The organism is Parabacteroides sp. APC149_11_2_Y6, assembly GCF_054506995.1.
In genome coordinates this window covers 3,805,270-3,830,931 of the sequence record NZ_CP173709.1, presented here as the reverse complement: position 1 = coordinate 3,830,931, position 25,662 = coordinate 3,805,270, and the positions used below count along the sequence as shown (strand labels likewise).

Here is a 25,662-nt window from a genome sequence, read left to right as displayed (position 1 = left end):
TGAAAACCGCTGAAGTTTTTTCAGCATTGCACTTACAACGGATTCTGCTCCATCAACGGATTAGCATCCATTTCCTGTTTCGGAATTAAGAACAGAAGTTCTTTTGACCCTGCTTCAAAATAGCCGGCATTAGCCCAGAACGTTTCGTTATGGCCTTTGTTATGTCTATCCATAGCAATATTCAAGCGTTTGATGTCAAACAACCGGAATCCGTCTCCCCACAGATCGCAACGGCGTTCCATCAAAATGTGTTGGATCAGGGCATCACCCGTCATAGTCGGCTTTTGAGCTTCTGGGTCGCGATTCTTTGTTAGTTCGAAAATAACATCTTGCGCTTCTGCATTTTTGCTCTGGCGAGCTAAGGCTTCCGCTTCGATCAGATACATTTCCCCGGATTTCATATAGATATAATCATTTGTCCACTCTCCGAAACCGGTAAACTTATAACCGATGCGATCTTTATCAAATAATTGTTTACGTTGGTCGCTGTCGGCCATATAATCAATAATTTCCGTGCTGCCTAATTTGAAGCTTCCCATTGAAGCATATCCCCCGAAATTCGGATCCACATGCGAAAAGAAAGAAGCGTAGCTGGTTTGTTGTTCGTCAATCAAAACAGCTCCCCATATCCATTCGCTATCATTCGAATCATTCCAACCATTTTTATAATTACTGGTCAGTTTATAACCCTGGCGAGCTTGGTGTGCCATATCGGCAGCAGTGGCCCAATCACCGGTCGTCAAGGCAAAACGGGCTTTAAAACCTTGAGCGACATTCAAATTAATATGCGATTTATTCGGGCGGTCCACATCCGATTCAACCAGCAGCGTGATTGCCTGGTCGATATCGCTGAAAATCTGTTCGTATACCGTTTCGACTGTAGCGCGAGGTTTAGCTTCTCCACTATTGTCCAAGACTAAAGGGACACCCGGTTGAGTGTTATTCCCATTATAATCGTAGCGATAAGCAAACATCTGCACTAACTGCCAATAAGAATAAGCCCGGTAAGCATATGCCTGTCCTTTTATGTTTTTCACTTTGTCCTCGTTTAAAGCCGCATCGGTGGCCTTATCGACATTTTCAAGGAGCAGATTCGCATTGTCGATAATATCGTAATAATACGACCAGGCATATTCCAAATTATCGGAATTGATATTCCGGCTATCCAAGTATTGATACCAGCTTACGAACCAACCGTAACCACGTTCCAGTTGTAAGAAATCGTCAGCCATGAAATCAATAATAATATCAATGGACTTTTGCCCGAATCGGTCATGGGAATCATAAAATGCATAGGTGGAACGATGAATTCCGTTAAGTGCCGTTTCTGCACCTTCAACCGTAGAGAACAGACTTTCGTCCGTAACGCTGTTAGTCGGAACTCTCTCCAGATAATCTTCACCACATCCCGGAGCAATCAGCAGGGATGTGCCTAATATGATGGATGAAATTATTTTTTTCATTACTTGATTCATGTTTTAGAATGTTACGTTAATACCTAAACTTACTACACGATTCGGCACATATGTATAATCCGACGTACCGTTAAAATTCTGTTGCGGGTCCATACCTTTCCGCTTGCATAACAAAAACAGGTTATCACCGGTTAAGAAGACCTTACATCCCTTCATATCCAATTTATTCTGGATAAATTTCGGTAAGGTGTAAGAAAGTGTCACGTTCTTCAGTGCCAGATAGCTGGCATTAACTAACCAGCGTGAAGAACCTGCACTGGCGGCCGGATAGTTGTTCTGCAAGCGGGGAACATCCGTGATATCTCCCGGTTTCTGCCAACGGTTCTTAATATCCGTAGACCAATGTGTACCGAATGATCCCGGATGCATCAAACCTGCGTAATTCGTGTCGTACATCTTGCCACCGATCTGATAACTGAAGAAAATGGACAAATCGAAACCTTTATAACTGAAGCTGTTCGTAAAACCTCCATACAAATCGGGAATAGCGTCACCCATATAATAATAGTCGGCTGCATTCTGGTCTTTAGTCGTTTCGCGACCGGTTACATTACCATTGCTATCTTTGATATCTTTATAAAACAGAGCGCTACCATCTTCAGGATCGACACCGGCATATTCCCGCAACCAGAATTCATAAATTGAATGTCCTTCGGAAAGTTTCTTGGTCCCGTTAATGATTTCCTGTGGATTACCATCCGAGTCTTTCGGCATCTTTGTAATCTTGTTTCTAAAGAATGTGGCATTCAGGTCCAAGCTCCAGCGGAAATCGGACTTTTTGAAAATATCGAATCCCAACGAGACTTCCAATCCCGTGTTACGCATCGTTCCGATATTTTGCCACATATATTCAATACCGGTCGATTGCGGTCTCGGAACTTGGAACAACAGGTTGCTGGACACGCGGTTGAATACGTCTATCTCACCACGGAGGAAATCGAACGTGGAAAATTCAACCCCCACATTCAGATTAGAGTTCTTTTCCCATTCCAGTTTTTTGTTTAAGAGCTGGCTATGGACAGCTCCGTTCAGGGTCCCGTTATTTTTGTCATCGAATGAATACAAACTTTGCCAGCCGAAATAAATCGGGTCCCCCCATTCATCCAGAATATTATCGTTTCCTTGTTGCCCATAAGAAGCTTTCAGTTTCAAATTGTCGATCCACGTATAATCCTTGATGAAATCTTCTTCACTCAAACGCCAGGATGCTCCCAACGACCAGAATGCTCCCCAACGGGCATCCTTGTAGAAACGGGATGTCCCGTCATAACGGAACGAACCCGACAAATAGTACTTATTGGCATAATCGTAATTGGCTTGGAACAAGTAGCCTTCCAAGCTGTATTCATTCGTATAGGAAGTCGAACCTTCGGCAACGGAACCTGCAACGATCTCTGTTGTCGGAATGGTAAAACCTGTACGGGTAGCCTCCAGATAACGATAGGTATACATATAGTTTTCATGTCCGGCCAATAGTGCCAGGTTATGGTCGCCGAACGATTTGTTCCAGGTTAAAATCTGGTTGAACGTATATGAATTCTTTTTGATATAATTCTTGGTAGAACGACCGGATACACCTTCTGCATCACCATACATATTGTTCTGGTAGGTGGTCTTGTAGTCGTTGCTGATATCTGTATTACCGGAGATTTTCAATGTGAAATCTTTCAGGAATTTGATTTCAGCCGATACACGTGCCGAAAGCGTATTGCGTTCCGTTGAACGGTCATCAAGGGGCAATGTTACCATCAGGTTTGAATTAGGCGCATATTGACGGGTATGGCCGGCCCACGAATAAGGCGAAGTACCGCCTCCCATATCGTACATCGGATCCCCATTACCATCTTTTACAATTTGGCCATTGCCGTCATATTGATAAATGGGATAAATGGGAGCCATCATGCGCCCGTAATAGAATGGGTTGGTCGTATAAGTCCCTTCGGCTTCAAAGCCGTTTTGGTTGGAAGTCGCACCGGATAAGCTGGCATCTACTTTCAACCAGGAATTGATCTGGCTCGTTAATCCGACACGGCCGGTAAAGCGATCGAAATCAGACCATTTCACTATTCCTTCTTCATTTGTATAGGACGCCGAGGCAAAGAATGTCGTATTTTGTGTACCTCCATTTACCGAAACATTATATTCCTGGCGCAAAGCGGTACGTGCCAGAGCCTTATTCCAATCGTCGTTATACAGCAAACGTGCATTCGGGTTCAGCTTGCCATCCGTACCAATCAGTTGGCCGTTCGCAACATTATAGCTGTTATATCCCCCCAGTTTACCCACGATACCGTTTTGATCTCCTCCACTGGCTGTAGCTGCAGCCTGTTCGGGTGTGTAACCACTGTTGTTTATCAACGCATTTCGCCATCCTTCCCACATCAATTCATAGTATTCGCCTGTACTTACACGGTTATACTCAGGAATGGCACGTGAAACGACACCCAGATTGACTTTCGCATTCAGTTGCACTTTGCCGGACGTTCCTTTTTTTGTCGTGATCATAATCACACCGTTTGCACCACGGGCTCCGTACAAGGCAGCAGATGTCGCATCTTTCAAAACGGTAATGCTGGCAATATCTTCCGTATTGATCGTACTGATGTCACCATCAAAAGGAGCACCGTCGACAACATATAACGGATCGTTCGAGGCATTCACCGAACCAATGCCGCGGATTTGGATTTTTGCATTATCTCCCGGCATACCGGTACTTCCTGTTACTTGGATACCGGGAGCCGCTCCTTCCAATGCTTTTGTTAATGAGGCCGCTTGAAGGTTTTCCAGTTTTTCCGACTTAATATTGGCTGCAGAACCCGTAAACGATGATTTTTTAACAGTCCCGTAAGCTACGACCATTACTTCATCCAACTCCGTTAAAGCTGTATTTAAGACTACGCGCATCACGTTTTGAACCGGAACATCCTTTCCTACCATTCCGACAAAAGAGAATGTCAATACTTTTGTTGTATTGGGCACTTCCAAAGAGAAAGCTCCATTTACATCCGTTACCGTACCGATGGTTGTACCTTTCACTATTACAGAAGCACCAATAATCGGCTCATTGTCTTCTGCGGAAATAACAGTACCTGTCACTTCCTTCGTCTGGGCAATCACCATACCGACCCCGACTAAAAGGAATAGCATTACTAATGTTAACTTTTTCATCATAGACACCTTTTTTTGTTAATAAAATATGTTTTTTATTATAGTTTCAGCAGGACTATGTCTTTTGGTCTAAATCCTTATTGTGAATTTATGTATGTATAAATGTCTATTCCGGTAAAAGATTTAATGTATTATCTTTTATTTTTATGAATATAAATTGGATTTTCAATATTTTTATTTAAATTGCGCCCGTTCCCAAATGTAAAACCGAATAAAGAGGCGTTTTTGCATAAGATATGCACACGGCTGATAATATATTCTTGGGGAGATTGTTTTATTAGTTTGGGTGATAAGGTGTTAATATTGAGTCTTCTATGGGCAAGATGTTCGAAATAAACAATTATTGAAAGGCTTAAAAAGACATAGTCCTGCTGAAACTATAGTGAAACATATATCTTAGGTATGAATTAACGCGGTTTCGTTTTATAGATCTATAGTATCAATCATTATTTCTTATATCCTTTGTAATGCAATATGTATAATAGTGGTCGCAGATAAAAAACATCTGCCACTGTTAGTCTGTATCTGTCACTGTATCTGCATTTTTCACGTCTTTGTTTTATTTAGAAAAACATATGTTATATTTATAGTAATTAAACCTATGTTTTATGCTTGAAAGCCCGGGCACCGGTAAACGAAGGTATAGGAACGGACAAAAGGTTTTATTCGTCCTTATTAATTTCTTCTGTACAAATACGCGTACAGTGAAAATAGGATAAGTACCGTTGTGAGCCATTTCCATCTATTGTTCCCTTGTTGTTTCTTCTGTTCTTTTTCTTTGTATGTTTCAGTCGTATTCTGTTGCTTTATGGCTATTGAATCGGTAACCGTTTTCTCTATGTTAGTCCGGATGGAGTCTTCCATGCACCATTTTCGTTTGGAGTAGATTACTTTTTCTAAATATTGTTTTCCGCTATCATTCGGTATGGAAAATGTAAGTTCCCTGATTGTTTCAGTACCCAGTCCTCGCGTCCATCGCTGATTTATTTGCAAAGAATTGTCCGACCGCACATGAAAAATGGAATCAGTTGTAAAACGGTACTTATATTCCATCTCCTTTTTATGGGATATGCAGCCGGACAATCCGCAAATAATCGCTATAAGATAAATGTGGTTTTTCATCGCATTAATACCTGGTGGCGGTTTATTCCATTATATTTCAGAGACAAATGGATGAACTTTCTCTTTTGATACCAGATTGCCTGGTCGAAATCCAATCCGCTATCGAGTAAATATTCCAATAAGTGTGGATTATTGAATGTGTAAATATCTACCGCTTCTCCCTTGCGATGTTGTGAACAAGGTACGCCTCTTACCAACCGGTTAAGTTCTTCTGACCGGTAACCGCTGGAAATGATAAGCGGATTATTTATATAAACCCGTAAAGGCTCCAGTAACCGGTTTACCAAATTATGGATGGCAGCCTGCGCTTCAATCGGAGGTGTATTGTCAATACCTTGTTCTATCGCTATTGTGCTGTAAATAAATTCTTCCATATTAAAATGCTCACTGATTATCTCTTTCATCTTCTTTCGTTTTTAAATTTCTATTATCAATTTTCAGTTTGTATGAGTAGTCCACACCGAATAATGCTCCGGCAAATGTGCTGACTTCTCCGAATGCCACTAATACACTGTTATGGATTTCTCCGGCCGGTGCAATCCAGAAACCGGAGAAAATCAGGACAATCCCGCTCAGTACGAGCAGGATTGCCATTGTCAATTGAATCGTTACTTTTCTCATGCAGGAACGGTTTTCAACCATCCGTATCCGGTTCATTAAAGTTCGGACGGTTTATCTCCGTCACTTTCGCCATCATTGGATTTCTCTACAGTATTTCCCAAATGTGAGAATGTCAGCAGTTTTTTTGTCCCTTTTAAATCTGTACCGGGAGTAAAAACCAAACGTGACGGCCAAACCATGCTCGCGTTGAATTTTGTTTTATCCGTAACCCCTTCACTTCCTACCGTAAAACGGAAACTACCGAATTCGTCCCATTGTACGATTTTACCTTCCTGTAATTCCAAATCCATAAAGAAGCTCAAGTTATCCAGTACCGCTTTCACATCTGCTGTTGAGATAGCACTTCGTGCAGCAATCAGTTTCCCTAAATATTTAAGGTTGACTACTCCTGTACTTTTCGACAACGCATAATACTTCTTTTCCGAATCTTTGTTTCCCGGCTCCGACGGACGGAGCACCAATACATACCCTTGTGCCATAATTTAAATTGTTTTTAAGTTGCATCCCCGTTATTGGGAACAGCGCAAATGTATAGTGGGAGAAAACTGTTAAAAAAGCAGTGAGGTGGACTCTCTTCCAGTAAGAAATGTCTCTCTCTTATACTGTCTTATTGTATTTTTTTTGTCTATAATCAACAAATTGTTGTTGCTCTTTTTTATCAGGCGGATTAAATAGGTGGAATTTCTTAAACCAGTTTATTGGATTAGCCCTTTTTTACTATGTTTGTAGTAAAACATTGCATACCTCTTCTCAAGTATTTGGGTAGAGATATTTACTGTATATCCCTAATTAGTTTGAATGACTTGTTATGACAAAAGAAAGTAAAATAAAGTATTTTGAAAATCGGGAAGATTGGCGAAAGTGGTTGACTGACAACTTCGATACTGCCAATGAAATTTGGTTTGTATTCTCTAATAAGTCATCAGGTAAGAAAAGCATTTTATACAATGATGCGGTTGAAGAAGCCCTTTGTTTCGATTGGATTGACAGTACGATAAAATCGCTTGATAACGAACATAAAATTCAGCGCTTCACCCCCAGAAACCCTAAAAGTACTTACTCGCAAGCCAATAAGGAAAGGCTTAAGTGGCTATTGGAAAATAAAATGATACATCCAAAATTTGAGGATAAGATACAAACTGTTTTGTCTGAACCTTTTATTTTTCCAAACGATATTATTGACAAATTGAAAGAAGATAAAACAGTATGGAATAACTATCAACATTTTTCCGAATCATATAAACGCATCCGAATTGCATACATTGAAGCAGCGAGGATACGCCTTGAAGAATTTGAGAAGCGGTTAAACCACTTCATCAGAAAAACGAAAGAAAATAAAAAGATAACAGGATTTGGCGGGATTGAGAAATACTATTAAAACAAATATTATAAACACTGGTGTATCTCCGTACTCTAAATGGCATCAAGAAGAAGCAACAAAATAGGCAAGAGTTGAATAATTGCACCTTCAGTGGTTCTATTATCAGTTAAAAAGGAACCCTGGAAGGTGCAATTCTTTTATTCCATCTCATTGCTTTTTTCCAAAAGCTCGGCGAAATCGAATGAATCCATTCGTGAATATCGGATTTTATCTGCTAAGTATTTGATAGATAAGTTGGTGTTGAAGGTGAGTGATAAAGAAAAAGAAATATCCGTATAAGAGGGTTTAATATTTTTATGTGGTTGCATCCATAAATTAAGCACTTTCAGCAACAGATTTAACTCATCTATTTCATATAGAAACTTGCCGAGTAGCGTCTCCTTCCGTATGTAATCAACAAATTGTTGCCGCTCTTTTTTTATCAGGCGGATTAAAAATAGTTGGTATGCCGGTTCCAGCTCATTCCATTCAGCCAGGGCAATTCCATACGTCTGCTTACAAAAAATGCCTCTTTGTTCGAGAGGCATACGTTCTAAAAATTCGTAATACTTTCTGACGGAAGGTTTGTGTCCGTCAAACAGCGCTATCAATAGTTCTTTCATAAAAATTCCGGGAGGGGGAAAATTTATCCCTCACGCCCGGAATGCCACTGTTACGGTCTCTTGAATCGCTTTTCCAGTGGCAGGAAGAGACGTTCTATCAAGCGTAAATCTTCTTATGTCTTATGTATTTGGACTTTGTTTCATCTGGTGTTGTTTATACTATTTATTGCCAAAAAATAGAATTTATTTTATTAATAATTGAATTTCTGTTGAATACAGAGTGTAAAAGCAAGGATGAGTTTGTTGATATGTCTTTCATTTTTTCTTCGGATAAATTGAGGAATGTCTTAAAACCATTAGCAATTTCATTCAGATCCGAAGGATGAGCTACAAATCCAATATGATATTTTTCAACTAATTTCTTGACTTCTCCTTTGAAAATGGCATAGATAGGTTTTTTTGTCGAGAGGTAAGTTTGGAATTTAGACGGAATAGTTATTTCATAAAGAGGTGTATCCTTTAAAGAAATAACCAAAACGTCGCTTGCCTCGTAATAATCAGCTATTTCGTTTAATGGTACCCGTCCTACAAAATTGATATTACAAATACCTTCTTTTACAACGAACTCTTTTAATTCCGGTAAAAAAGAACCGTCTCCAATGATATTCAAATAAACTTCAGGATTGTCTTTTACAAAAACAGAAAACCCCCGTATGATATTCTCCAGATTTTGTACTTTACCGATATTGCCTGCAAAAGTGAAATTGAAACGACCCGGCAATTGTTGTTTTTGAAGAGGATGGTATTCAACCAGTGACCAATTCGGAACAAATTCAATAGTGGCTCCAGGTACATATTTGTGAATCCTATCAATGAATCCTTCACATGAAACCATAATATGGTCACAATTATCATATATCCATTTTACAAAACAATCTAAGAAAAAGCAAAGGAAACGAGTTTGTTTAAAACCATAAGCATATACTGTTTCCGGCCATAAATCCTGGGTCCATATTGTAACTTTGGCTTTGTAAAACTTTTTTAGAAGAATCCCTGCTGTAGCTAAAGTTAGTGGACCTGTCTGGTAAATGAAAACTTTATCAAACTTATGTCCAATAAACAAAACTATCCAGCAACTCCAGAAAACAAAGGAAAGATAGTTTAAAATTTTAATTAATGTACTTTTTTCATATCCTTGTATGACGGGAAAACGATGTATTTTTATGGAATTAAAATAAGTTGTTTGGTATATTTTATTTTTATATCCTTTATACACCTTCCCAAATGGATAAGAAGGAGCTCTTGTGAGAACTTCAAAACAAAAATTATCTTTCTCCCATTCTTTTACTAAATCGTTGATGAGGAAGTCCTCAGGATAAAAGGCTTCACCAATAACTAATGTTTTCTTCTGTTTCATCAGAAATCAAAATATTGAGGATACAGTTCTCTTTTATCATTCATCCATTCAAATTGTTCTATCAACATCTCTTCATATCCGGGTACTCTATAGTCAAATCTTTCAGATTTAGCAATGGATTTATCCACTCCATTACCGTCGAATGGGTGAATTTTAATATCTTTCCGATTCCATATTTTCTTAAATAGGTGAAGTAAATCATACTTTGTAATTCCTATGCCATTACTTAATTGGATTAATCCCGTTTGATTTTGTGTTATGGCATAGTCAATAGCTTTTGCAAGTTCTAAGGTTGTGACACCTCCCCAAATAGCAGTCTTGAAGCCATTGATTGTCCCTTTTTGTTGCATAAACCAATGGAACAGACCTTCTCCCTTTATCTTTAGTTCAGGCCCAATAATAGAGGTTCGGATTGTTAAATCTTTATCATTTATAATTTCCCCGAGAGCTTTACTACGGCCGTAAATGTCATCTGCATCCCGAAAATCCGTTTCTGTATAATTCCCTTTTTTACCGGAAAATACGCAGTCTGTGCTTATATGAATCAATTTTGCTCCTATCTCATCCGATATTTTTTTTAATAAATGAGGGAAATAGGCATTAATTAAAATTGCATTATCCGGATGGTTTTTGGAACCGTTAATTAGGACACCAATACAATTGAGTATAAGGTCGGGCCTGATATTCTGTATTAGTTGTTGTACGGAATCTTTATTTGATACGTCTACGATAATACTATCATTAGTTAGCTTCGTACGATAAGTCACATTCACGATGTCATATTTACCCGTAGATTGCAGGTAATAATAGGCAATATGTCCGGCCATACCTGTAGCACCGAACAATAAAATTTTTTTCTTAACCATAAAATGAAAATAAAATATTAGATTTTTTTGTGCCAGACTGTCCGATTGATGTAATCTGTGTAGGAAAGAATGATTCGAACTACTTTTTTTGAAACATTGTCGGCAGCATAATCAGGGATAGAATGGATACTATTTTCTTTTTCTGTATGTTGGGATGTAACAATTTCAATAGAGTCTACTATCCGTTCGCTATTTAATCCGGTCATAATTAGTGTCCCTTCGTCCATTCCCTCCGGCCGTTCGTGAGCTTGACGAATTGTAATAGCAGGAAAATGAAGAATAGACGATTCTTCTGTAATGGTGCCACTATCAGATATTACACAAAAAGCATTTTGTTGTAGTTTTATATATTCCGGAAATCCGAACGGCTTCATAAATTCGATCATTGGATTTTTGTTTACAAAACCAATTGTTTCTAATTTTTTACGGGTACGGGGGTGAGTGGATACAATAACTTTCTTCTGATATTTATCTACAACAGCTTGCAGAGAATTTAGTAAATCCGAAAAATTCTGTTCTGAATCTACATTTTCTTCCCGATGGGTACTTACTATAAAATATTCACCTTTTTTCAATCCTTCTTTTTCAAGAATATTATTTTTTTCGATTTCGGGTAAATGGTATAGCAGTACTTCTGTCATAGGTGAACCTGTTTTTATTACGGTTTCCGGTCGCAATCCTTCTGCAATCAAATATCGGCGTGCATGTTCTGAAAGAGGCATGTTAATATCACTCAAGTGATCAACGATTTTGCGATTGATTTCTTCCGGAACTCTTTGGTCGAAGCAACGGTTACCGGCCTCCATATGGAAAATGGGAATTTTTCTCTTTTTTGCGGAAATGACAGAAAGGCAACTGTTTGTGTCTCCGTAAAGTAACAATGCATCAGGTTTTATCTGTTCCATTAATTGATCGGATTTAAGGATCACATTCGTAATGGTCTCCGCTGTATTCTTTCCTGCTGCATTCAAAAAATAATCAGGTTTACGGATATGAAGCTCTTGAAAGAATATTTCATTCAGCTCGTAATCAAAATTTTGACCGGTGTGGACGATAATATGTTCAGTGTACTTATCTAACTCAGCCATAACCCGACTCAATTTTATAATTTCCGGACGGGTTCCGACAATTGTCATTACTTTTAACATGACTGCACTTCGTTTATTTATTCACTTCTGATTATGCTGGCTTTAGCCTTCATTTCCAATCCCAAATCTTCCCGTATAAAGCGTAACTTCATTAACAACTCCTTCATGCCTTCAATATCTAACCTGCGGGTGTTATGGCTATGGTAGTCTTCTATTTTTGAAACCTCTTCGTTCCCTTTTGTGAAATATTTGTCATAATTCAAATCGCGAGTATCGCAAGGTATACGATAATAATTGCCCAAATCGATAGCACGAACCATCTCTTCGCGAGTCACTAATGTTTCATATAGTTTTTCTCCATGGCGTGTTCCTATGATTTTTATTTCACTACTACTGTGATATATTTCTTTTAACGCTTGTGCTAATGTTGCTAAAGTAGCAGCCGGCGCTTTTTGTACAAAAAGGTCTCCGTTATGGGCATGTGTAAAAGCATATACAACTAAATCTACAGCATCATCCAAAGTCATCATGAAGCGAGTCATATTAGGATCTGTGATTGTTATAGGTTTGCCCTCTACCATCTGTTCTACCCATAGAGGAATCACAGAACCACGGCTGGCCATAACATTCCCGTAGCGTGTACAACAAATGGTTGTTTTTGCATTTTCCCCTAATTCACGTCCTTTAGCGACTGCGACTTTTTCCATTAGCGCTTTGCTCATCCCCATTGCATTAATCGGGTAGGCTGCTTTATCTGTAGAAAGTACGACTACACTTTTAACTTCGTGTTCAATAGCAGAACGTAACACATTTTCGGTCCCTTCAACATTTGTACGTACAGCTTCCAATGGAAAAAATTCACAGGAAGGAACCTGCTTTAGTGCCGCAGCACTAAATACATAGTCGACCCCGGACATAGCAATATCTACAGAAGCCTTATCGCGAACATTACCTATATAATACTTTACTTTAGGATTTTGCAGAGCATGTCGCATATCATCCTGTTTTTTCTCATCCCGGGAAAAAATACGTATTTCTTTAATATCAGAATCAAGAAATCTACGTAAAACAGCATTACCGAAAGAACCTGTTCCACCGGTAATTAGAAGTACTTTGTCTTTGAACATTGTTATTTTATTTTTTAGTTATTATTTTAAATAGCTCATTCCAAGATTTTAGATTGTTTTGTTTCATCGGTGGATACTTTGTTCCTTTTTTTACATTTTCTATAGCCTTGGCCCATAAATCAGGTTTATCGTAGGGTATAAATACAGCACCGGAATAATTTGTCAGAACTTCTCGGGCATATGGGAGATCTGCTGCGATGATAGGGCTTCCGTTTGAAGCCGCTTCAATCAAAGGTAGGCCATAGGTTTCAATGTAGCTTGGAAAGACCATTGCATCGCACATCCGGTACATCGACATTACCAGACTGAACGAAATGCTGCCCATAAAATGTACATTGTCGGGAACCTCATAGTCTATATCTGTCTTATTGCAAGTGAGATACAATGCTATAGATTTATTTTTTAATCGATTAATAGCTTCGATCAACATCTTATGATTTTTATAAAAAAACGGAGTTGCAGGATAAAAGAGATTGATACATGTTAAATCAAGAGAATATTTTTCAGTAGGTAACTCACTGATTAAAGTTGTGATTTTGGGACTAATGACATGTATTTTATGGATGTCTTTACCAAATTTGTGAGTAAACCCATTTCTTATAAATTCAAGTTGGACAAATATTTCAGTGCGTTTATTAAGGAATATACGTACAAAAAATGGATATATATTCTTATAAAACCACATTGGACGTTCTTGAGTATTGAAGAATGACCAATGTCGTTTGAAAAAAGGTATTGACTGATGGTAATAGACATAGTTTGGAATTTTGTATCCTGTACGAAAATTTGTGTTTTGAAGTGATAATGAAATCGTAGGTATTATATTATTTTTTCTTAACCACTTCCGTATGCCAAAAGCATCCCACAAAAAACGACATATTAATGATTTTACACCATAGATGGGCACTAATTGTATATTGGAGTATTTGTTTTGTAACTGTATAAATGGACTAATAAAAATAATATATTTAATATTTTCATCTTGTGGTATAGCTTCAATAAATTGTCTTAATATGGTTAAAGCACCAGCCGTATCAAGAGCTGTAGCATTTACAACGATAGTATCCATCGTAATTAGCGAAGAATTTTAGATTTCAATTTTTTGTAAATATTTACTATTGCTATATGTGGGTGGTTGTAATAGTTTTTGATGAAAAATATTATACGCTCGATAAAATTATTTCTTTTGTCCACCCAGCTTCCGTTGCATAAATGAATAGCATATGTTTGAGTTGTTGAAAATTCACCGGAGGGGTTAGTAAAGGTTACCGGAGGGTATAGATGCATATCTCCTCTTAGTATTTGTGCTTGAGGAATATATTTAAATCCCCAGTTTTGTGCTGCAATATTTGCAATCTTAACGGTGATGGGAGTCTGATCCAATGTTCCATCAGGCAGTATGAATGGAATATTATGGTACAATTCAAGACATTCCTTTATGAATTCATTTTCTTTTTCAGCTCCCATAATTGCAGCTTCAATAGCTACATAGTTTGTGGGTTCAAAATACTCAATACATGAAAAGAAACTATGTTCTAAAAAAGTGTCGAAGCGTTTGTAAACTCGTACATCAGAGTCCATATATATACCACCATAGGTGTAAAGTGCATAGAGTCGTATATAATCGGCAACAAAAGCCCATTTACGTTTTTCGAAAGCTTGTCGGGCAAAAGTGTTCTTGATTTCATTATCAAATCGTTCTTTATTCCAAAGAATGATTTGATAGTCGGGCATTACTTCCTGCCATGTTTTTATACATTTCCCAATAACTTCAGGGTATGGTTCACCGCTAAGCCAGCATAGATGTATAATTTTAGGTATTTTCTGCATAGAATATGTATTATTTAGAATAGTATATTTTTATAAGGTACATATGCGTCTGCATAAGTTGTTACCATTTCAATGTGCCGCCATAATGAAAAAAGAGTATAGAGTGTGAAAATCCATGTTCGATTTAGGTTACTGGCACAATATAGAATGATAGGAACAACAAGTAGTTCCATATAGTGGAAATAGACAGCACCACGTGCCGCCATTTGCGGTAGAAAACCGAAACCTGTATAAATCACAATAGCTAAGAAATAGAGATTAACGAACAATGGACCATGTTTTGGGAAACATTCTATAATTTTATCTCGGTATATATATGCCAGACTAAATGTAAATAGCCGTATGGCGACTGCTGCATTGAATCCGAAGTGTATCCCTTCTTCTGTACCTAAATATATTTGTAATTTCCAAGAGATTACTTGTGGTAAAAAAGCTACCATTAGTTTAAATATACCATAAAATAACAGATTTGAAGTGATAGCTATCCCTAATATAACCAAATAGGTTTTAAGAGTATAGAATTTGTCTTTGACAAATCGAGCAATAATAACCAATATTGCAGAATAGTGAAATGTAGTGGCGAGTAATATAAGCCACCAGAATCGACGCTTATCTGACTCTGCCATTGCCCATAAGCATATTGATATTGCTAATGCTTGCCGTATTAGTCCCATCATACCGGAATACATAAACATACCTGCAAAAAATAGTAGTGTTGCATAAGGATACGGAGAGTATTTTCTGAAAAATGGAAATAAAATAGAAATATTTGCTGCTGCCATTATAATCAATATGCTTTGGTATGGTAAAAAATATCCTATAATAAGATTTAGTATGGCAAATCCCGGTTCGACATAGACTTGTGAGGGATCGAAAATGCTAATGAAGTCTATGCCCTGAATTGAATCGAATATCTCACGATAACCATCATAGTCATTACCCATTCCTCGAAAAGCAGCAATGAAAAAAATGAAAATTGCAAATCCAATATATGTATAATTGTAAGTTTTATCTTTTTCTATGATAAAATCTAACAATGCCATTAGTAGTGAAAAAATAAATATAACAATATATATAATCATTGGTAATTAATATCTGGAAAGTCTAATTTTGAGAATTGTGAGTAGTTTAAACCAATAATATTTGATATGTGGACCATATCCGAAATCTGTATGGTGCTGTGCTTCCCAATGGTATTGTTTTATTAATTTTAAGATGTTTTTAAATTTATATTTTAGACTATTTTGTTTTCCGTATTTAATTCCATAAACTTGATTTCTATGTTGACGATATTTGATTAGAGGTTGGTGAATAACCTTGAATTTTCCATGTTTTGCTACATTAATGGCGATCCAAAAATCATAGATCAGAAAGTCGTTTTTAAGTGGAAATATTAACTCTTTAACTTTGTGATTGTAAATGGAACAAGCTCCACCTGCATTGCAGCATACAGCCATATAATTATATGAGAGGAATTTTTCTGGATTGATACCAGTATTTTTCCAGTGTGAATATTCGATAATATTCATGTTTTCATCACATACAGTTGTGTCTGCAAATGCTTGGAGTGGTAATGAAGGATATTGTTTTTCTAAATCTTGAATAGCCTCGAATAGTGTTTGTACTTTGTGTGAATACCATTCGTCATCAGCATCACAAAACATATAATATAATGATTCAATAGTCTCGAACAGTCTAAAAAAATTAGCTCGGCAACCTAAGTTTTCTCCTCCAGTATCGATCTGAATGATTTTATCAGGATATTGATTTGTATATTTTTCTATGAGTATTAAGGTATTGTCTGTGGATTTGTCGTCGCGGATATAAAGAGTCCAATCTTGGTTTGTTTGGCATAAGATTGAATTAATTTGTTGCTCAAGATACATCTCTGCGTTATAAGCTGCTAATAAAATTGCAATAGGACGAGTATTATGCTGTGTTATTTGTATGTTATTTTGCTCCATTGTAGCTTTATTAATACAATTATTCTATAATAAGTATATGATAATAAATTTTTGTCATAACCTAATGTGTTTAGATACTTAACATATTTGTAATCTCTTTTCAAAATGGAAATTGTATGAGTTATTTTTTTTAGACTGAACCTGTATGGAGATACAGGTGCACCAATCATGTTATTTGAGTGCTGACGATAGAGTATAAGAGGAGTGTGTATTGAGAAAATTTTACCATACTTAGATGCAATCATTGGGATCCAACAATCATGTTGTGGTGGATTCTTAGGTATGGGTAAACATCTTTCTCGAACTTCTCGATTAAATAGCATTGTAGCTCCTCCTATAACTGGGGAAATAGGGATATATTTGAATTTTAAAAATAAATCAGGATTTAGTTTGACTGCTTTCCACCATGAAGCTGCAATAATATTCATTTTTTCATTACATACAACTTTATCTGTATGTACTAATAAAGGAAGGCCTTTGTGGATTTCTTCTTTGGATTTTAAAACTTCATAACTAATAGATATTTTTTCAGGTAACCAGATGTCATCAGCATCGCAGCACATATAATAATCTGATTTTACACATTCTAATAATCTAAAAAAATTACCACGGCATCCTAAATTTTTTCCGTTTTTATCAATTTCTATTATTTTGTTTTTGTATTTCAGGCAATAATCGTTGATAATAGATCCTGTAGAGTCAGTAGAATCATCGTTGCGAATGTAAAGGGTCCAATTTTGATTGCTCTGATGTAAAAGCGATTCGATTTGCTGTTTTATGAATTTTTCAGCATTGTATGCTGCTAGTAATATTGCAATTGAACGAGTGTTTGTATACATCTTAACTATTGTTTATGCTCTTAATTATAATGATGAATTGGCTTGAGATCTGATTGATATTTATAACTTTATGTAGAAGTGTTATTTTTTTATTTGGAAAATTTATTGCTTATAAATTGGCTGATATTTAACATTTTGTTTAGTCTTGAAAAACAATAATAAATTAATACTATAATAATTATCCACATAATGATTGAACTTTTCCATTCCATAAATGACTTTCTAAAGATATACATGCTTACTAATATTATGAAATAAATAAATGTGGTGATAATAATTTTGCGTTTAAATATGAATTTGTATTTTATTTTAATGACAATTGTTAATATTGTGGTCATGCTGATAGCTCCTAGTAGATATGCAATACCAAGTCCATATAGCTGCATGAAATAAAATGCAACTATATTAAGAATAAAATTTAGACCATGACCGATAAAAGCATCAAAAAATAAATATGTTTTTTGATCTCCTTTAGCTAAGATAATGAAACTTAAAATCATCCATAGTGATCTGAAAATTAAAGATAATGACATGATTTGTAGAATTGGAACAATACTAAGATATTCTTCTGAATAAAGAGCGTATATGATAAGTGGCGCCAAAGCTAGTATCAAAACTGATATAGGTATTATTATCATTGTTACTATTTCTGCTTGTTTATTGACAATGGAGAGCATTTTCTTCGGGTCATTGTGAGCCGCAGATAAACGAGGAAAATAGTCAGATGCTAAGGTTACGTTTATTATTACCATGCTTTGCAAACAAATAGCTGATGCTGATTGATATAAACCGACATCACTCATTGTTCCAAAGTACCTAATAAAAATATTAAGTAGAAATGTAAATGTAACCATTGTTAAACTACTTGTCATAAGTACTGCACCCAATTTTAAAATAGGTTTGCTATATGCTATTGTTTGACTTTTTGTTGGAGTTTTAGTTATGGTAAACTTTATTTTATTTTTATAATGTTTGTAGGTTAAATAAAGTATTATATATCCTATTATTATTGATGGAACAATTCCTTTGATTTTGAAAAAATAGAATATTGGAGTTGTTATTGTAAGGTTTAATATAGCACCTACTATGGTGGATTTTGCTATTAATTGTAGATTTTTAGTGGATTGTAATATGCTTATTATCCCATTTTGAAGTGCAATGAATAATAAACTGATTGATACAATAGCAAATGACCATGTGTAATCTAAGTTTCCAAATGATAATTGGCTTAATAGAGGGGATAGTAATAAGCATATAGCGACACCAAATAATCCTGAAATAAATGTGATGTGATTAAAAACTTGTTGTAATATTGCAAATTTTAATGGGCCTTTGTTTTCATAGGTGTATGATAAATCGCGGACTCCACTTTGAAAAATTCCAAATGATGAAAATTGTTGAATGGTGGATAATGCTGAAAGTATAAGGATGTTAACCCCCATTCCTACTGGACCTAATAGAATTGCTATGATTTTTGTGCGTATTAATGTTGTAATCATTTGTGCTACTTGGGAACCTCCTAGTATAGCAGTATTTTTAGCTATTTTTCTATATTCATCTTGCTCAGACATGTAATTCGCTATAATTTGTTCTACTTGTATGTGATAAATATTTAATTAAGTATCTTGTTTTTTATTATTTTATCCCACCATAGATTTATCCCAATCCATATTGTGATATTCCCAATAAGTATGAGTGTGTTATTTGTATATGGAATTAGTAAATTATTGATGAGATTAAATCCGCAGGATATTAGTAATATTATTATCATTGAATTTCTTGCAGTAAATCCCATTGCTAAAAATTTGTGGTGTATGTGGTTCTTGTCTGGCTCGAAAGGATTTTTGCCTATTCTAATACGTAGGAAAATAACTCTGATTACATCAAATATAGGAATGATGAGTGGACTAAGTGCAATAATAAATGCTCCTTCTGTATAGGGTGTAACATTCAAATTATATTGACTATATTTTATAGTAAGAAAAGATAATATATAACCTAATGTCAGGCTGCCTGTGTCTCCCATAAATATCTTTCTAGCACGTTCTTCACTACCAAATACGTTGTAATAAAAGAATGGAATAAGAACACCCAAAGAGGCAAAAGCAAGCATACCATATATCCAAAGTTCTTTCAGAATAAATAAAAAACCGAAAAAGAGTAAAGCAAGGCTGCTGAGTCCGGAAGCAAGACCATCAATGCCATCTATTAAGTTGATGGCATTGGTTATGAAAACAACAATCAATATCGTAAAAGGTATGCCAATCCAATTGGGAATCTCATTAATGCCAAATAATCCATAAAAGTTATTTATCCAAAGACCGGCAAGAGGGAAAAAACAACCGCAAATAATTTGGATGATAAATTTTTGGCGATAACGAACTCCCATGAGGTCATCTGCAATACCTGCCAGATACAAAAGAACCATACCGCAAACCAACAACAAACTTTCAGGTAAAATATACTGAGTTTGTATAGCCGGAATATTGTAGCCAGTTAAAGTTCGGAGTGCAGAAACCATACAACAAGAAAATAATATTGTAGGAAAGAATGCAACACCTCCTAAACGAGGGATAGCTCGTTGGTGGATTTTGCGCTCATCAGGTATATCAAATAATTTTTTACGGAATGAGATCATTAGTATGCGAGGTATAATAAATCGGGCTAAAAGAGCAGAGAGTGTAAAGGATATAATGATAAATATCGTGTTCATATATATAATCATTTGCTTCTCATTTTATTTTTTAAACTGCTCCAAATATTTTCTATGATTAATATCCAACTTGCAGTACAAAATATAGCTAAGAACATAAACGATAAAATATATGTTTTTAAACCGATACTGGAGGAATATATAGGAACAACTGCAGGTTCCACTATGGCAAAAACAGGTTTTTCTTCTTGTATTTTTGCTTTTGCAATTTGTAACTGGCTTGTGATTTGGCTATAAACTTGATATGCTAAGTTCATGTCATTCTGTAGTCGTTCTTGTTCGGTTAGTACTGTTTGTAATATGACATTATCATTGGAGTCTATATAGTCAGCATATTTTTTTTGTGATATGTAATATTCCTGTTGATATTCTTTATACATTTTTTCCAAATAAATATAATCTTCTTTTGCTTTAGATGTACGATAATTGGAAATGTATTCTTGTAAATTGTTTGCCACGTAGTTGGCGGAAATAGCTGCAACTTTGGGGTCTTGAAGGGTTACTGAAATACTGGTTATAGATGTTTTTTTATCGATAGAAACTATAATACTCTTTTTAAGTAATTGTAATGTTCTATATTTTTCAGGGCTTAACTCTATGGTACTTTGCTTTATATCATTGATTGTAGAGTCTTTACTTCCATTGCTAAATATGCTTCTTAGCTTACTGATGACTATCCCCGGAATATTCATTCCGTAATTCCACCAAGGAATGGATTGTTCGTTTAGATAAACATCTAATGTATAATTTTTTCTTTTAGTTGTAATAACATTTACATCAGAAAGGTCTATAAGGAAAGGAGTTGAAGATATTATATCTGCAGAAAGAGAAGCATTTAATGCATCAGTAGAATTTCCGGTAGCCATTCCGTTTCCTAAAAAGGATGCTGCTAATCCTGCTAATCCATTATTGCCTTGACTATTTCCCATCTCAGGTGAAAGGGTCACTATGGCTGTATATTGCTTAGGAATACTTAATCCGACAATGATACCGATAGCTATTCCTATCCCTGCTGCTTTGTATAGTGTTTTGCGAATATTAAAGATCCTGTCAACTATATCTTCAATCGTTAATTTATCGTTTGCGGATTTATTTGATTCACATACGGATATGTGTTTAGATTCTATTTTAGTCATAATGAGTCTGTTATTTTATCAAATTCGCAATCGAAGCAATCATCATCCCTAATGAACTAAATGAAGATGCAAATCCAAGTATCTCATTAATATTCGTTCTTTTCTTCGATTTGTTGGGAACAATAATTTCACATCCCGGTTCGATCTGTTTTTTGCCATTTCCTTTAACTCTTGTGACTTGTCCATTCATATAAACAATGAATTTCTTGCCTTTTTTGGCATTGTCTGCATAGCCTCCTGCCTGGTTGATGTAGTAGTCGATATTTTCACCTTCCATAAAGGAAACGGTGTTTGGAACCATCACTGCACCATCGATAGCAACGGTATTACTATATTTAGGGATAGATATGATATCGCCTTCGCGCAGTACGATGTCTGCCGTACTTCCCGGGCGTGCTAAAGCTCTTTCTAAATCGATACCCACAGTAATCGTATCTTCAACTTGGATACCGAGAGAGTCCATCATGGCTTCTCCCAATTGCCTTCTCATTAGCTGGATGACATTTTCCATTCGTTTCTTTTCACCGCTGTTGGCAATACGTGATAATTTAGCTCCGCGTAAATAAGCATAATTTGTTGCTCCACCCGCCTTTTTTACTAAATCGGAAATCCGTTCTTCCCGGCTGGTTAAGGCATAGGTTCCGCCAAAAAGAATTTCACCTTCCACGATTACGTTCTGTTGGGGTTGATAACCCGGGCTACGGCGTACATGTACTTCATCATAAGGTTGGAGAATGAATCCGGGTTGACCATCTATAATTAATCCGTCTTTCAGTGAAAAAGTGAACATCTGTCCGATCGTTTTGTCACTGGTTGTACTTTGCGGATTTTTGATTCTTCTTGATATGTCTACACGAACGGTAGATGCCGCTTCCAGTAAACCTCCTGCTTGTATAATAAGGTCTTCGAGCGTCATATTATCTGCATAAGGATATGATTCCGGATTTGCAACTTCACCATGAATGGTCACGTTTCCCCAATCTTCCAGATCGTGAATGCTGGAGATATGGAGACTGTCGTTTTTCATCAATGCGATATCCGGTGATGTTCCGTTTATGACCGTTTTCAGGTCGATAGGAAGAACTTCAGTCGTGAGATTTTCACGTTGGCGATAGAGAACAGCCCGGTTAAGGAATGCATCACCTGTTAATCCTTTTGCTTCGTCTATCAAAGCACGGACCGTATTCAGTGATTCGCTTAATTGGTAAATTCCCGGACGGTAAACCGCGCCGCGTATCTCCAGTTTATTCGTAAAACGGTTAAGAATCGCCTCGGCAGTTACAACATCTCCGTTCTTCATCGCATAGTTCCCGTAATCCGGCGCTTTAACTGTATTAACTTCATATTCCATACCGTTCTGGCGTATGATACATAGGGAACCTGTATAAGAATCCGCATCAAACCCTCCGGCATATTGTATAAGGGTGGATAAAGATTCGTCCTTTTTCATTTCGTAACGCATTGGGCGTTTTACTTTCCCCTTTATTTTTACCAACGCTTCATAAGCCGGGACAATCACCACATCTCCTTCCTGCAAACGAATATCGTCTTGAGTATTCCCTTTCATAATGAAATCATATACATCCACATTAGCAATGTTTTTTCCATTCCTTACCAATTGTACATTTCTCAGGCTACCGATTTCGCTTACGCCTCCTGCACGGTAGAGCGCATGAAAAACAGTGGAAAAAGCGGAAAGAGCATATGTCCCCGGTTGGACAACTTCGCCCATTACATTGATTTGAATGGTGCGGATATTTCCTAAGGTCAGGCGGATATCCGAACTAGGGTCGGAAGTGTCGCTAAGTCCGTTGTATATTTTGTTTAAAGCATTTTTTAGATATTCATTTGCTTCGGATACAGTTAGCCCGTTAAGGGATACCGGACCTATTTTTTGTATGTTAATAGTCCCGTCGGGGGAAATTTCTTCCCGTATGGTATTCTGGCTTGCCCCCCAAATGTCGATAATAACTTCATCTCCCGGCCCCAGGCGGTAGTTTGGGGGAGTTGCTATGCTAAGGCTGGGCTCGAATGTCAGATTTTTAGTATTGAAAATATTCCGTCCGAATACTTGATTCTCACGAATAGAATCCTGATATGCAAGTAAAAGTTTATCTTGTTCCTCGAATATGGAATCAGTCTCGGCATCTATATCCATTTCCATATCCGTCTCTACCTTGCTGCGTTTTCTCGATTGGTTAGTATCTGTGCCACTTGTCTTTGAAGTATTCGCATTCTTCTGCCGTTCATAGAGTTGCTTCACCCGCATGGCTTGTTCTTGGGTAACCCCTTTCTTGGCAAGTTCGGTAGTCAACTGTTTTTGGTCTTTACCCTGTTTGATGCCTTCTTTTACGTATAATAGAACTTGTTCGTCGCTAATGGTCTGTGCCTTCAACGGGCAACTGCCTAAAATCAGCATAAACAGAAGAAAACTAAAAAATCTTTGTATCATCGTTTATAAATCAAATATTTCAGTAAATCAGAGTTTTTCGTTAACCGGCTCTACATATCCCGCAGGCATGTCTACACAGGCACATCCCAGGATATTAAGCCGGACGGCAATTTTACTTTTTCCATCCATCGTAACAAGTTCCCCGGTAAGTCCGGTCAATGGGCCTTTGATTACACGAACCTGTTCTCCCCGTACCAGGGGATAACTGTTTATGCTGACAGTCTCTTCCGAGTAATCGAGCATAAAACGGAAGCGGTCCATTTGTTCGTCGGGAATGATTGCCGGTGTATTTTCACCACGTAGAACCATGTAGCGGAATATAGAGGAGAGGGTTAAGGCTTCCATGCGTTCTTTAGGATCGGCATGGATAAAAACCATCATAGGAAGCAGCACACAATCTACCCGTTTTTTCCGGTCACTCCATTGGTGTATTTGTTGTTGGATGGGAACAAAACACTCGATTCCCATTTTGGCCAGATATCCGGCAACCTTCTTCTCATGGTGCATTTTGACAAATGCTACATACCAGCGTTTAGGGTGTGCTACGCCTTCCCCTGTCCCGTAATCGGTCCCGGCATTTGTTGATTCACTTCGCTGTAAAATCATAGGTCTGTTATTCCACAAATATCTGTTACTTCTTAGGTAACGGATGTTGTGTTTTTGTGGACTTATAAAAGAGAAAAGGAGATAAGTGCTGGAAAATATTACGTTGGAAGAATCTCGTCCGGCATTTAGGATAAAAGTTTTTTACTTATGGGATATAAAAATTATAGAGCATGAAATAAGAATTTTTCATGTTCAGCCACTCTTATGTTTTCTATTGTAGTTAGAAAAGTGAATTTTCTTTTTTATTGTTGAAATTTTTGTCTATCTTCGCACCGATTTATTATCCGTTACCTAAGAAGTAACAGTAATGGTAATTATTTAGTTATAAAGATATTTGCGCTTGTTTTTCTCCATAATTCTTTACATAAGAAAAATTCAATTTATTCACTTTTGTTCGTTTTTCCAACTCGAAACTTTTTAGATAAATTTGCGTTGTTTTGATTGACTTATGCCCTAATGACTCGCTAATCATTTCTATCGGGACATTCCTGTATTTCGCTATCGTTGCCCAGGAATGCCGGAGTGAATAGGAGGTAACAGGCGAGCGTAGTTTTAACCGTTTACTCAAACTTTTTAATTGATTGTTGAACCGGCGCAGGGCTGATTGGTATTCTATGTAGGAACCTTCTTCTTTCCGTTTATTTTTTCCGCTTAATATATGAAAAAGATAATCAGGGTAATCGGGATGGAGTTGTGGATGATTGTTACGCAGGGTGGATATAAAGCCGGTTGCAGTGTCTAATATTTCCAAACTCATAGGTGTTCCTGTTTTGATACGGTTGTATTTTAACAGCCCTTGTTCCAGGTTCGATTTTTCCAGATGGACAAGGTCTGTAAAAGGCATGCCGCAGAATTGAAACAATAGATTGGCGATTGCCTGTGTACGGCGTAATTTATCGGATTGGGGGTCCTTATATAATAATGTATGCAATTCGCTGACGGGGATCGCTTTTTTCTGGCGGGTATCGATGCCTGTAAAAACGTCATGAAACAGCCTGTATACATAAGGTGCCCGACCGGCGTCTACACCCCGGTTATAAATACACCGCAACATACGCATATAGGTTGAGACTGTGTTTAGTTTTAACTGGCAAGTCACGAGATAATCGTTATAGCGTTTTAGATTCTCACGGGTGACTTGTTTGAATGATACTCCCGGAGTTCCGCAAAACAGGGTAAAGGAGCGGAGGGCATTTTTATAAACATGTGCTGTGGCGAAACGCCCTTCTTTTCGCAAATCTTCAATGTAGTTATTTGCACATACCGTAAATCCGTTTTTCTTCATACTCTATATTCTTGTATTAAGTTTTTAATC

At 36.9% G+C, this 25,662-nt stretch carries 23 protein-coding genes; 1 reads left to right on the top strand and 22 read right to left on the bottom strand.

Annotated features, from left to right (window positions below; genetic code table 11):
• Nucleotides 1-32 precede the first annotated feature (32 nt).
• The 6 genes from ACGE0T_RS15935 to ACGE0T_RS15910 form a co-directional block, all read right to left on the bottom strand.
• The gene (locus tag ACGE0T_RS15935; protein ID WP_459187598.1) at nt 33-1,463 is read right to left on the bottom strand and encodes a RagB/SusD family nutrient uptake outer membrane protein; all 1,431 of its coding nucleotides are present in this window, start codon (nt 1,461-1,463) and stop codon (nt 33-35) included.
• A 15-nt stretch (nt 1,464-1,478) separates the two neighbouring features.
• Complete coding sequence (locus tag ACGE0T_RS15930) at nt 1,479-4,646, bottom strand: SusC/RagA family TonB-linked outer membrane protein (protein WP_459187597.1); 3,168 nt, start codon at nt 4,644-4,646, stop codon at nt 1,479-1,481.
• A gap of 672 nt (nt 4,647-5,318) precedes the next feature.
• Entirely contained in the window at nt 5,319-5,765 is a 447-nt protein-coding gene (locus tag ACGE0T_RS15925) for a hypothetical protein (protein WP_459187596.1), read from the bottom strand.
• The gene (locus tag ACGE0T_RS15920) at nt 5,762-6,169 is read right to left on the bottom strand and encodes a D-Ala-D-Ala carboxypeptidase family metallohydrolase (protein WP_459187595.1); all 408 of its coding nucleotides are present in this window, start codon (nt 6,167-6,169) and stop codon (nt 5,762-5,764) included. Before ACGE0T_RS15920 ends, ACGE0T_RS15925 begins: the two co-directional genes overlap by 4 nt.
• Nucleotides 6,150-6,386 carry a hypothetical protein gene (locus tag ACGE0T_RS15915; RefSeq protein WP_459187594.1) on the bottom strand — a complete coding sequence of 79 codons (237 nt, stop codon included), beginning with the start codon at nt 6,384-6,386 and terminating at the stop codon, nt 6,150-6,152. The genes ACGE0T_RS15920 and ACGE0T_RS15915 overlap by 20 nt, the downstream gene beginning before the upstream one ends.
• A gap of 35 nt (nt 6,387-6,421) precedes the next feature.
• Nucleotides 6,422-6,865, bottom strand: coding sequence for an HU family DNA-binding protein (locus tag ACGE0T_RS15910; RefSeq protein WP_459187593.1), 444 nt, complete (start codon nt 6,863-6,865; stop codon nt 6,422-6,424).
• 329 nt (nt 6,866-7,194) lie between these two features.
• On the opposite strand from ACGE0T_RS15910, the gene ACGE0T_RS15905 reads away from it, so the two are divergent.
• Nucleotides 7,195-7,764, top strand: coding sequence for a YdeI/OmpD-associated family protein (locus ACGE0T_RS15905; RefSeq protein ID WP_459187592.1), 570 nt, complete (start codon nt 7,195-7,197; stop codon nt 7,762-7,764).
• A gap of 140 nt (nt 7,765-7,904) precedes the next feature.
• Here the strand turns inward: ACGE0T_RS15905 and ACGE0T_RS15900 are convergent, their stop codons facing one another.
• From ACGE0T_RS15900 to ACGE0T_RS15825, 16 genes are all read right to left on the bottom strand, one after another.
• Nucleotides 7,905-8,369 carry a hypothetical protein gene (locus ACGE0T_RS15900; RefSeq protein WP_459187591.1) on the bottom strand — a complete coding sequence of 155 codons (465 nt, stop codon included), beginning with the start codon at nt 8,367-8,369 and terminating at the stop codon, nt 7,905-7,907.
• A 163-nt stretch (nt 8,370-8,532) separates the two neighbouring features.
• A complete protein-coding gene (locus ACGE0T_RS15895; protein WP_459187590.1) occupies nt 8,533-9,726 on the bottom strand; it encodes a glycosyltransferase family 4 protein in 1,194 nt (397 codons plus the stop codon).
• Nucleotides 9,726-10,592, bottom strand: a complete 867-nt coding sequence (locus ACGE0T_RS15890) for a dTDP-4-dehydrorhamnose reductase family protein (RefSeq protein ID WP_459187589.1) — start codon at nt 10,590-10,592, stop codon at nt 9,726-9,728. The genes ACGE0T_RS15895 and ACGE0T_RS15890 overlap by 1 nt, the downstream gene beginning before the upstream one ends.
• 17 nt (nt 10,593-10,609) lie before the next feature.
• Nucleotides 10,610-11,740 (bottom strand): non-hydrolyzing UDP-N-acetylglucosamine 2-epimerase, encoded by a 1,131-nt coding sequence (gene wecB, locus ACGE0T_RS15885; RefSeq protein WP_459187588.1) that lies wholly within the window; start codon nt 11,738-11,740, stop codon nt 10,610-10,612.
• 17 nt (nt 11,741-11,757) lie between these two features.
• Nucleotides 11,758-12,813 carry a polysaccharide biosynthesis protein gene (locus ACGE0T_RS15880; protein ID WP_459190490.1) on the bottom strand — a complete coding sequence of 352 codons (1,056 nt, stop codon included), beginning with the start codon at nt 12,811-12,813 and terminating at the stop codon, nt 11,758-11,760.
• A 1-nt stretch (nt 12,814) separates the two neighbouring features.
• Nucleotides 12,815-13,876 (bottom strand): glycosyltransferase, encoded by a 1,062-nt coding sequence (locus tag ACGE0T_RS15875; protein WP_459187587.1) that lies wholly within the window; start codon nt 13,874-13,876, stop codon nt 12,815-12,817.
• A 5-nt stretch (nt 13,877-13,881) separates the two neighbouring features.
• Complete coding sequence (locus ACGE0T_RS15870; RefSeq protein ID WP_459187586.1) at nt 13,882-14,637, bottom strand: glycosyltransferase family 32 protein; 756 nt, start codon at nt 14,635-14,637, stop codon at nt 13,882-13,884.
• A gap of 14 nt (nt 14,638-14,651) precedes the next feature.
• Nucleotides 14,652-15,680, bottom strand: a complete 1,029-nt coding sequence (locus ACGE0T_RS15865) for an EpsG family protein (protein ID WP_459187585.1) — start codon at nt 15,678-15,680, stop codon at nt 14,652-14,654.
• 45 nt (nt 15,681-15,725) lie between these two features.
• Nucleotides 15,726-16,601: a glycosyltransferase gene (locus ACGE0T_RS15860; protein WP_459187584.1), complete on the bottom strand. Its 876-nt coding sequence runs from the start codon at nt 16,599-16,601 to the stop codon at nt 15,726-15,728.
• Complete coding sequence (locus ACGE0T_RS15855; RefSeq protein WP_459187583.1) at nt 16,577-17,440, bottom strand: glycosyltransferase family 2 protein; 864 nt, start codon at nt 17,438-17,440, stop codon at nt 16,577-16,579. Before ACGE0T_RS15855 ends, ACGE0T_RS15860 begins: the two co-directional genes overlap by 25 nt.
• 89 nt (nt 17,441-17,529) lie before the next feature.
• Nucleotides 17,530-19,011 carry an oligosaccharide flippase family protein gene (locus ACGE0T_RS15850; RefSeq protein ID WP_459187582.1) on the bottom strand — a complete coding sequence of 494 codons (1,482 nt, stop codon included), beginning with the start codon at nt 19,009-19,011 and terminating at the stop codon, nt 17,530-17,532.
• A gap of 41 nt (nt 19,012-19,052) precedes the next feature.
• On the bottom strand, nt 19,053-20,153 hold the full coding sequence (locus ACGE0T_RS15845) for an MraY family glycosyltransferase (RefSeq protein WP_459187581.1): 1,101 nt from the start codon (nt 20,151-20,153) through the stop codon (nt 19,053-19,055).
• An 8-nt stretch (nt 20,154-20,161) separates the two neighbouring features.
• A complete protein-coding gene (locus ACGE0T_RS15840; protein WP_459187580.1) occupies nt 20,162-21,289 on the bottom strand; it encodes a chain-length determining protein in 1,128 nt (375 codons plus the stop codon).
• A gap of 10 nt (nt 21,290-21,299) precedes the next feature.
• A complete protein-coding gene (locus ACGE0T_RS15835) occupies nt 21,300-23,741 on the bottom strand; it encodes a polysaccharide biosynthesis/export family protein (RefSeq protein WP_459187579.1) in 2,442 nt (813 codons plus the stop codon).
• A gap of 27 nt (nt 23,742-23,768) precedes the next feature.
• A complete protein-coding gene (locus ACGE0T_RS15830) occupies nt 23,769-24,347 on the bottom strand; it encodes a UpxY family transcription antiterminator (protein ID WP_459187578.1) in 579 nt (192 codons plus the stop codon).
• Between the two features lie 322 nt (nt 24,348-24,669).
• Complete coding sequence (locus ACGE0T_RS15825; RefSeq protein ID WP_459187577.1) at nt 24,670-25,632, bottom strand: tyrosine-type recombinase/integrase; 963 nt, start codon at nt 25,630-25,632, stop codon at nt 24,670-24,672.
• Nucleotides 25,633-25,662 lie beyond the last annotated feature (30 nt).

Bases quoted from the DNA above. Each gene is read 5' to 3' on its own strand.
- ACGE0T_RS15900 (WP_459187591.1), bottom strand. From the start codon at position 8,369: ATGAAAGAACTATTGATAGCGCTGTTTGACGGACACAAACCTTCCGTC.
- ACGE0T_RS15860 (WP_459187584.1), bottom strand. From the start codon at position 16,601: ATGGAGCAAAATAACATACAAATAACACAGCATAATACTCGTCCTATT.
- ACGE0T_RS15895 (WP_459187590.1), bottom strand. From the start codon at position 9,726: ATGAAACAGAAGAAAACATTAGTTATTGGTGAAGCCTTTTATCCTGAG.
- ACGE0T_RS15825 (WP_459187577.1), bottom strand. From the start codon at position 25,632: ATGAAGAAAAACGGATTTACGGTATGTGCAAATAACTACATTGAAGAT.
- ACGE0T_RS15845 (WP_459187581.1), bottom strand. From the start codon at position 20,153: ATGAACACGATATTTATCATTATATCCTTTACACTCTCTGCTCTTTTA.
- ACGE0T_RS15840 (WP_459187580.1), bottom strand. From the start codon at position 21,289: ATGACTAAAATAGAATCTAAACACATATCCGTATGTGAATCAAATAAA.
- ACGE0T_RS15930 (WP_459187597.1), bottom strand. From the start codon at position 4,646: ATGATGAAAAAGTTAACATTAGTAATGCTATTCCTTTTAGTCGGGGTC.
- ACGE0T_RS15935 (WP_459187598.1), bottom strand. From the start codon at position 1,463: ATGAAAAAAATAATTTCATCCATCATATTAGGCACATCCCTGCTGATT.
- ACGE0T_RS15830 (WP_459187578.1), bottom strand. From the start codon at position 24,347: ATGATTTTACAGCGAAGTGAATCAACAAATGCCGGGACCGATTACGGG.
- ACGE0T_RS15925 (WP_459187596.1), bottom strand. From the start codon at position 5,765: ATGAAAAACCACATTTATCTTATAGCGATTATTTGCGGATTGTCCGGC.
- ACGE0T_RS15905 (WP_459187592.1), top strand. From the start codon at position 7,195: ATGACAAAAGAAAGTAAAATAAAGTATTTTGAAAATCGGGAAGATTGG.
- ACGE0T_RS15875 (WP_459187587.1), bottom strand. From the start codon at position 13,876: ATGGATACTATCGTTGTAAATGCTACAGCTCTTGATACGGCTGGTGCT.
- ACGE0T_RS15890 (WP_459187589.1), bottom strand. From the start codon at position 10,592: ATGGTTAAGAAAAAAATTTTATTGTTCGGTGCTACAGGTATGGCCGGA.
- ACGE0T_RS15835 (WP_459187579.1), bottom strand. From the start codon at position 23,741: ATGATACAAAGATTTTTTAGTTTTCTTCTGTTTATGCTGATTTTAGGC.
- ACGE0T_RS15910 (WP_459187593.1), bottom strand. From the start codon at position 6,865: ATGGCACAAGGGTATGTATTGGTGCTCCGTCCGTCGGAGCCGGGAAAC.
- ACGE0T_RS15915 (WP_459187594.1), bottom strand. From the start codon at position 6,386: ATGAGAAAAGTAACGATTCAATTGACAATGGCAATCCTGCTCGTACTG.
- wecB (WP_459187588.1), bottom strand. From the start codon at position 11,740: ATGTTAAAAGTAATGACAATTGTCGGAACCCGTCCGGAAATTATAAAA.
- ACGE0T_RS15850 (WP_459187582.1), bottom strand. From the start codon at position 19,011: ATGTCTGAGCAAGATGAATATAGAAAAATAGCTAAAAATACTGCTATA.
- ACGE0T_RS15920 (WP_459187595.1), bottom strand. From the start codon at position 6,169: ATGAAAGAGATAATCAGTGAGCATTTTAATATGGAAGAATTTATTTAC.
- ACGE0T_RS15870 (WP_459187586.1), bottom strand. From the start codon at position 14,637: ATGCAGAAAATACCTAAAATTATACATCTATGCTGGCTTAGCGGTGAA.
- ACGE0T_RS15865 (WP_459187585.1), bottom strand. From the start codon at position 15,680: ATGGCATTGTTAGATTTTATCATAGAAAAAGATAAAACTTACAATTAT.
- ACGE0T_RS15855 (WP_459187583.1), bottom strand. From the start codon at position 17,440: ATGTATACAAACACTCGTTCAATTGCAATATTACTAGCAGCATACAAT.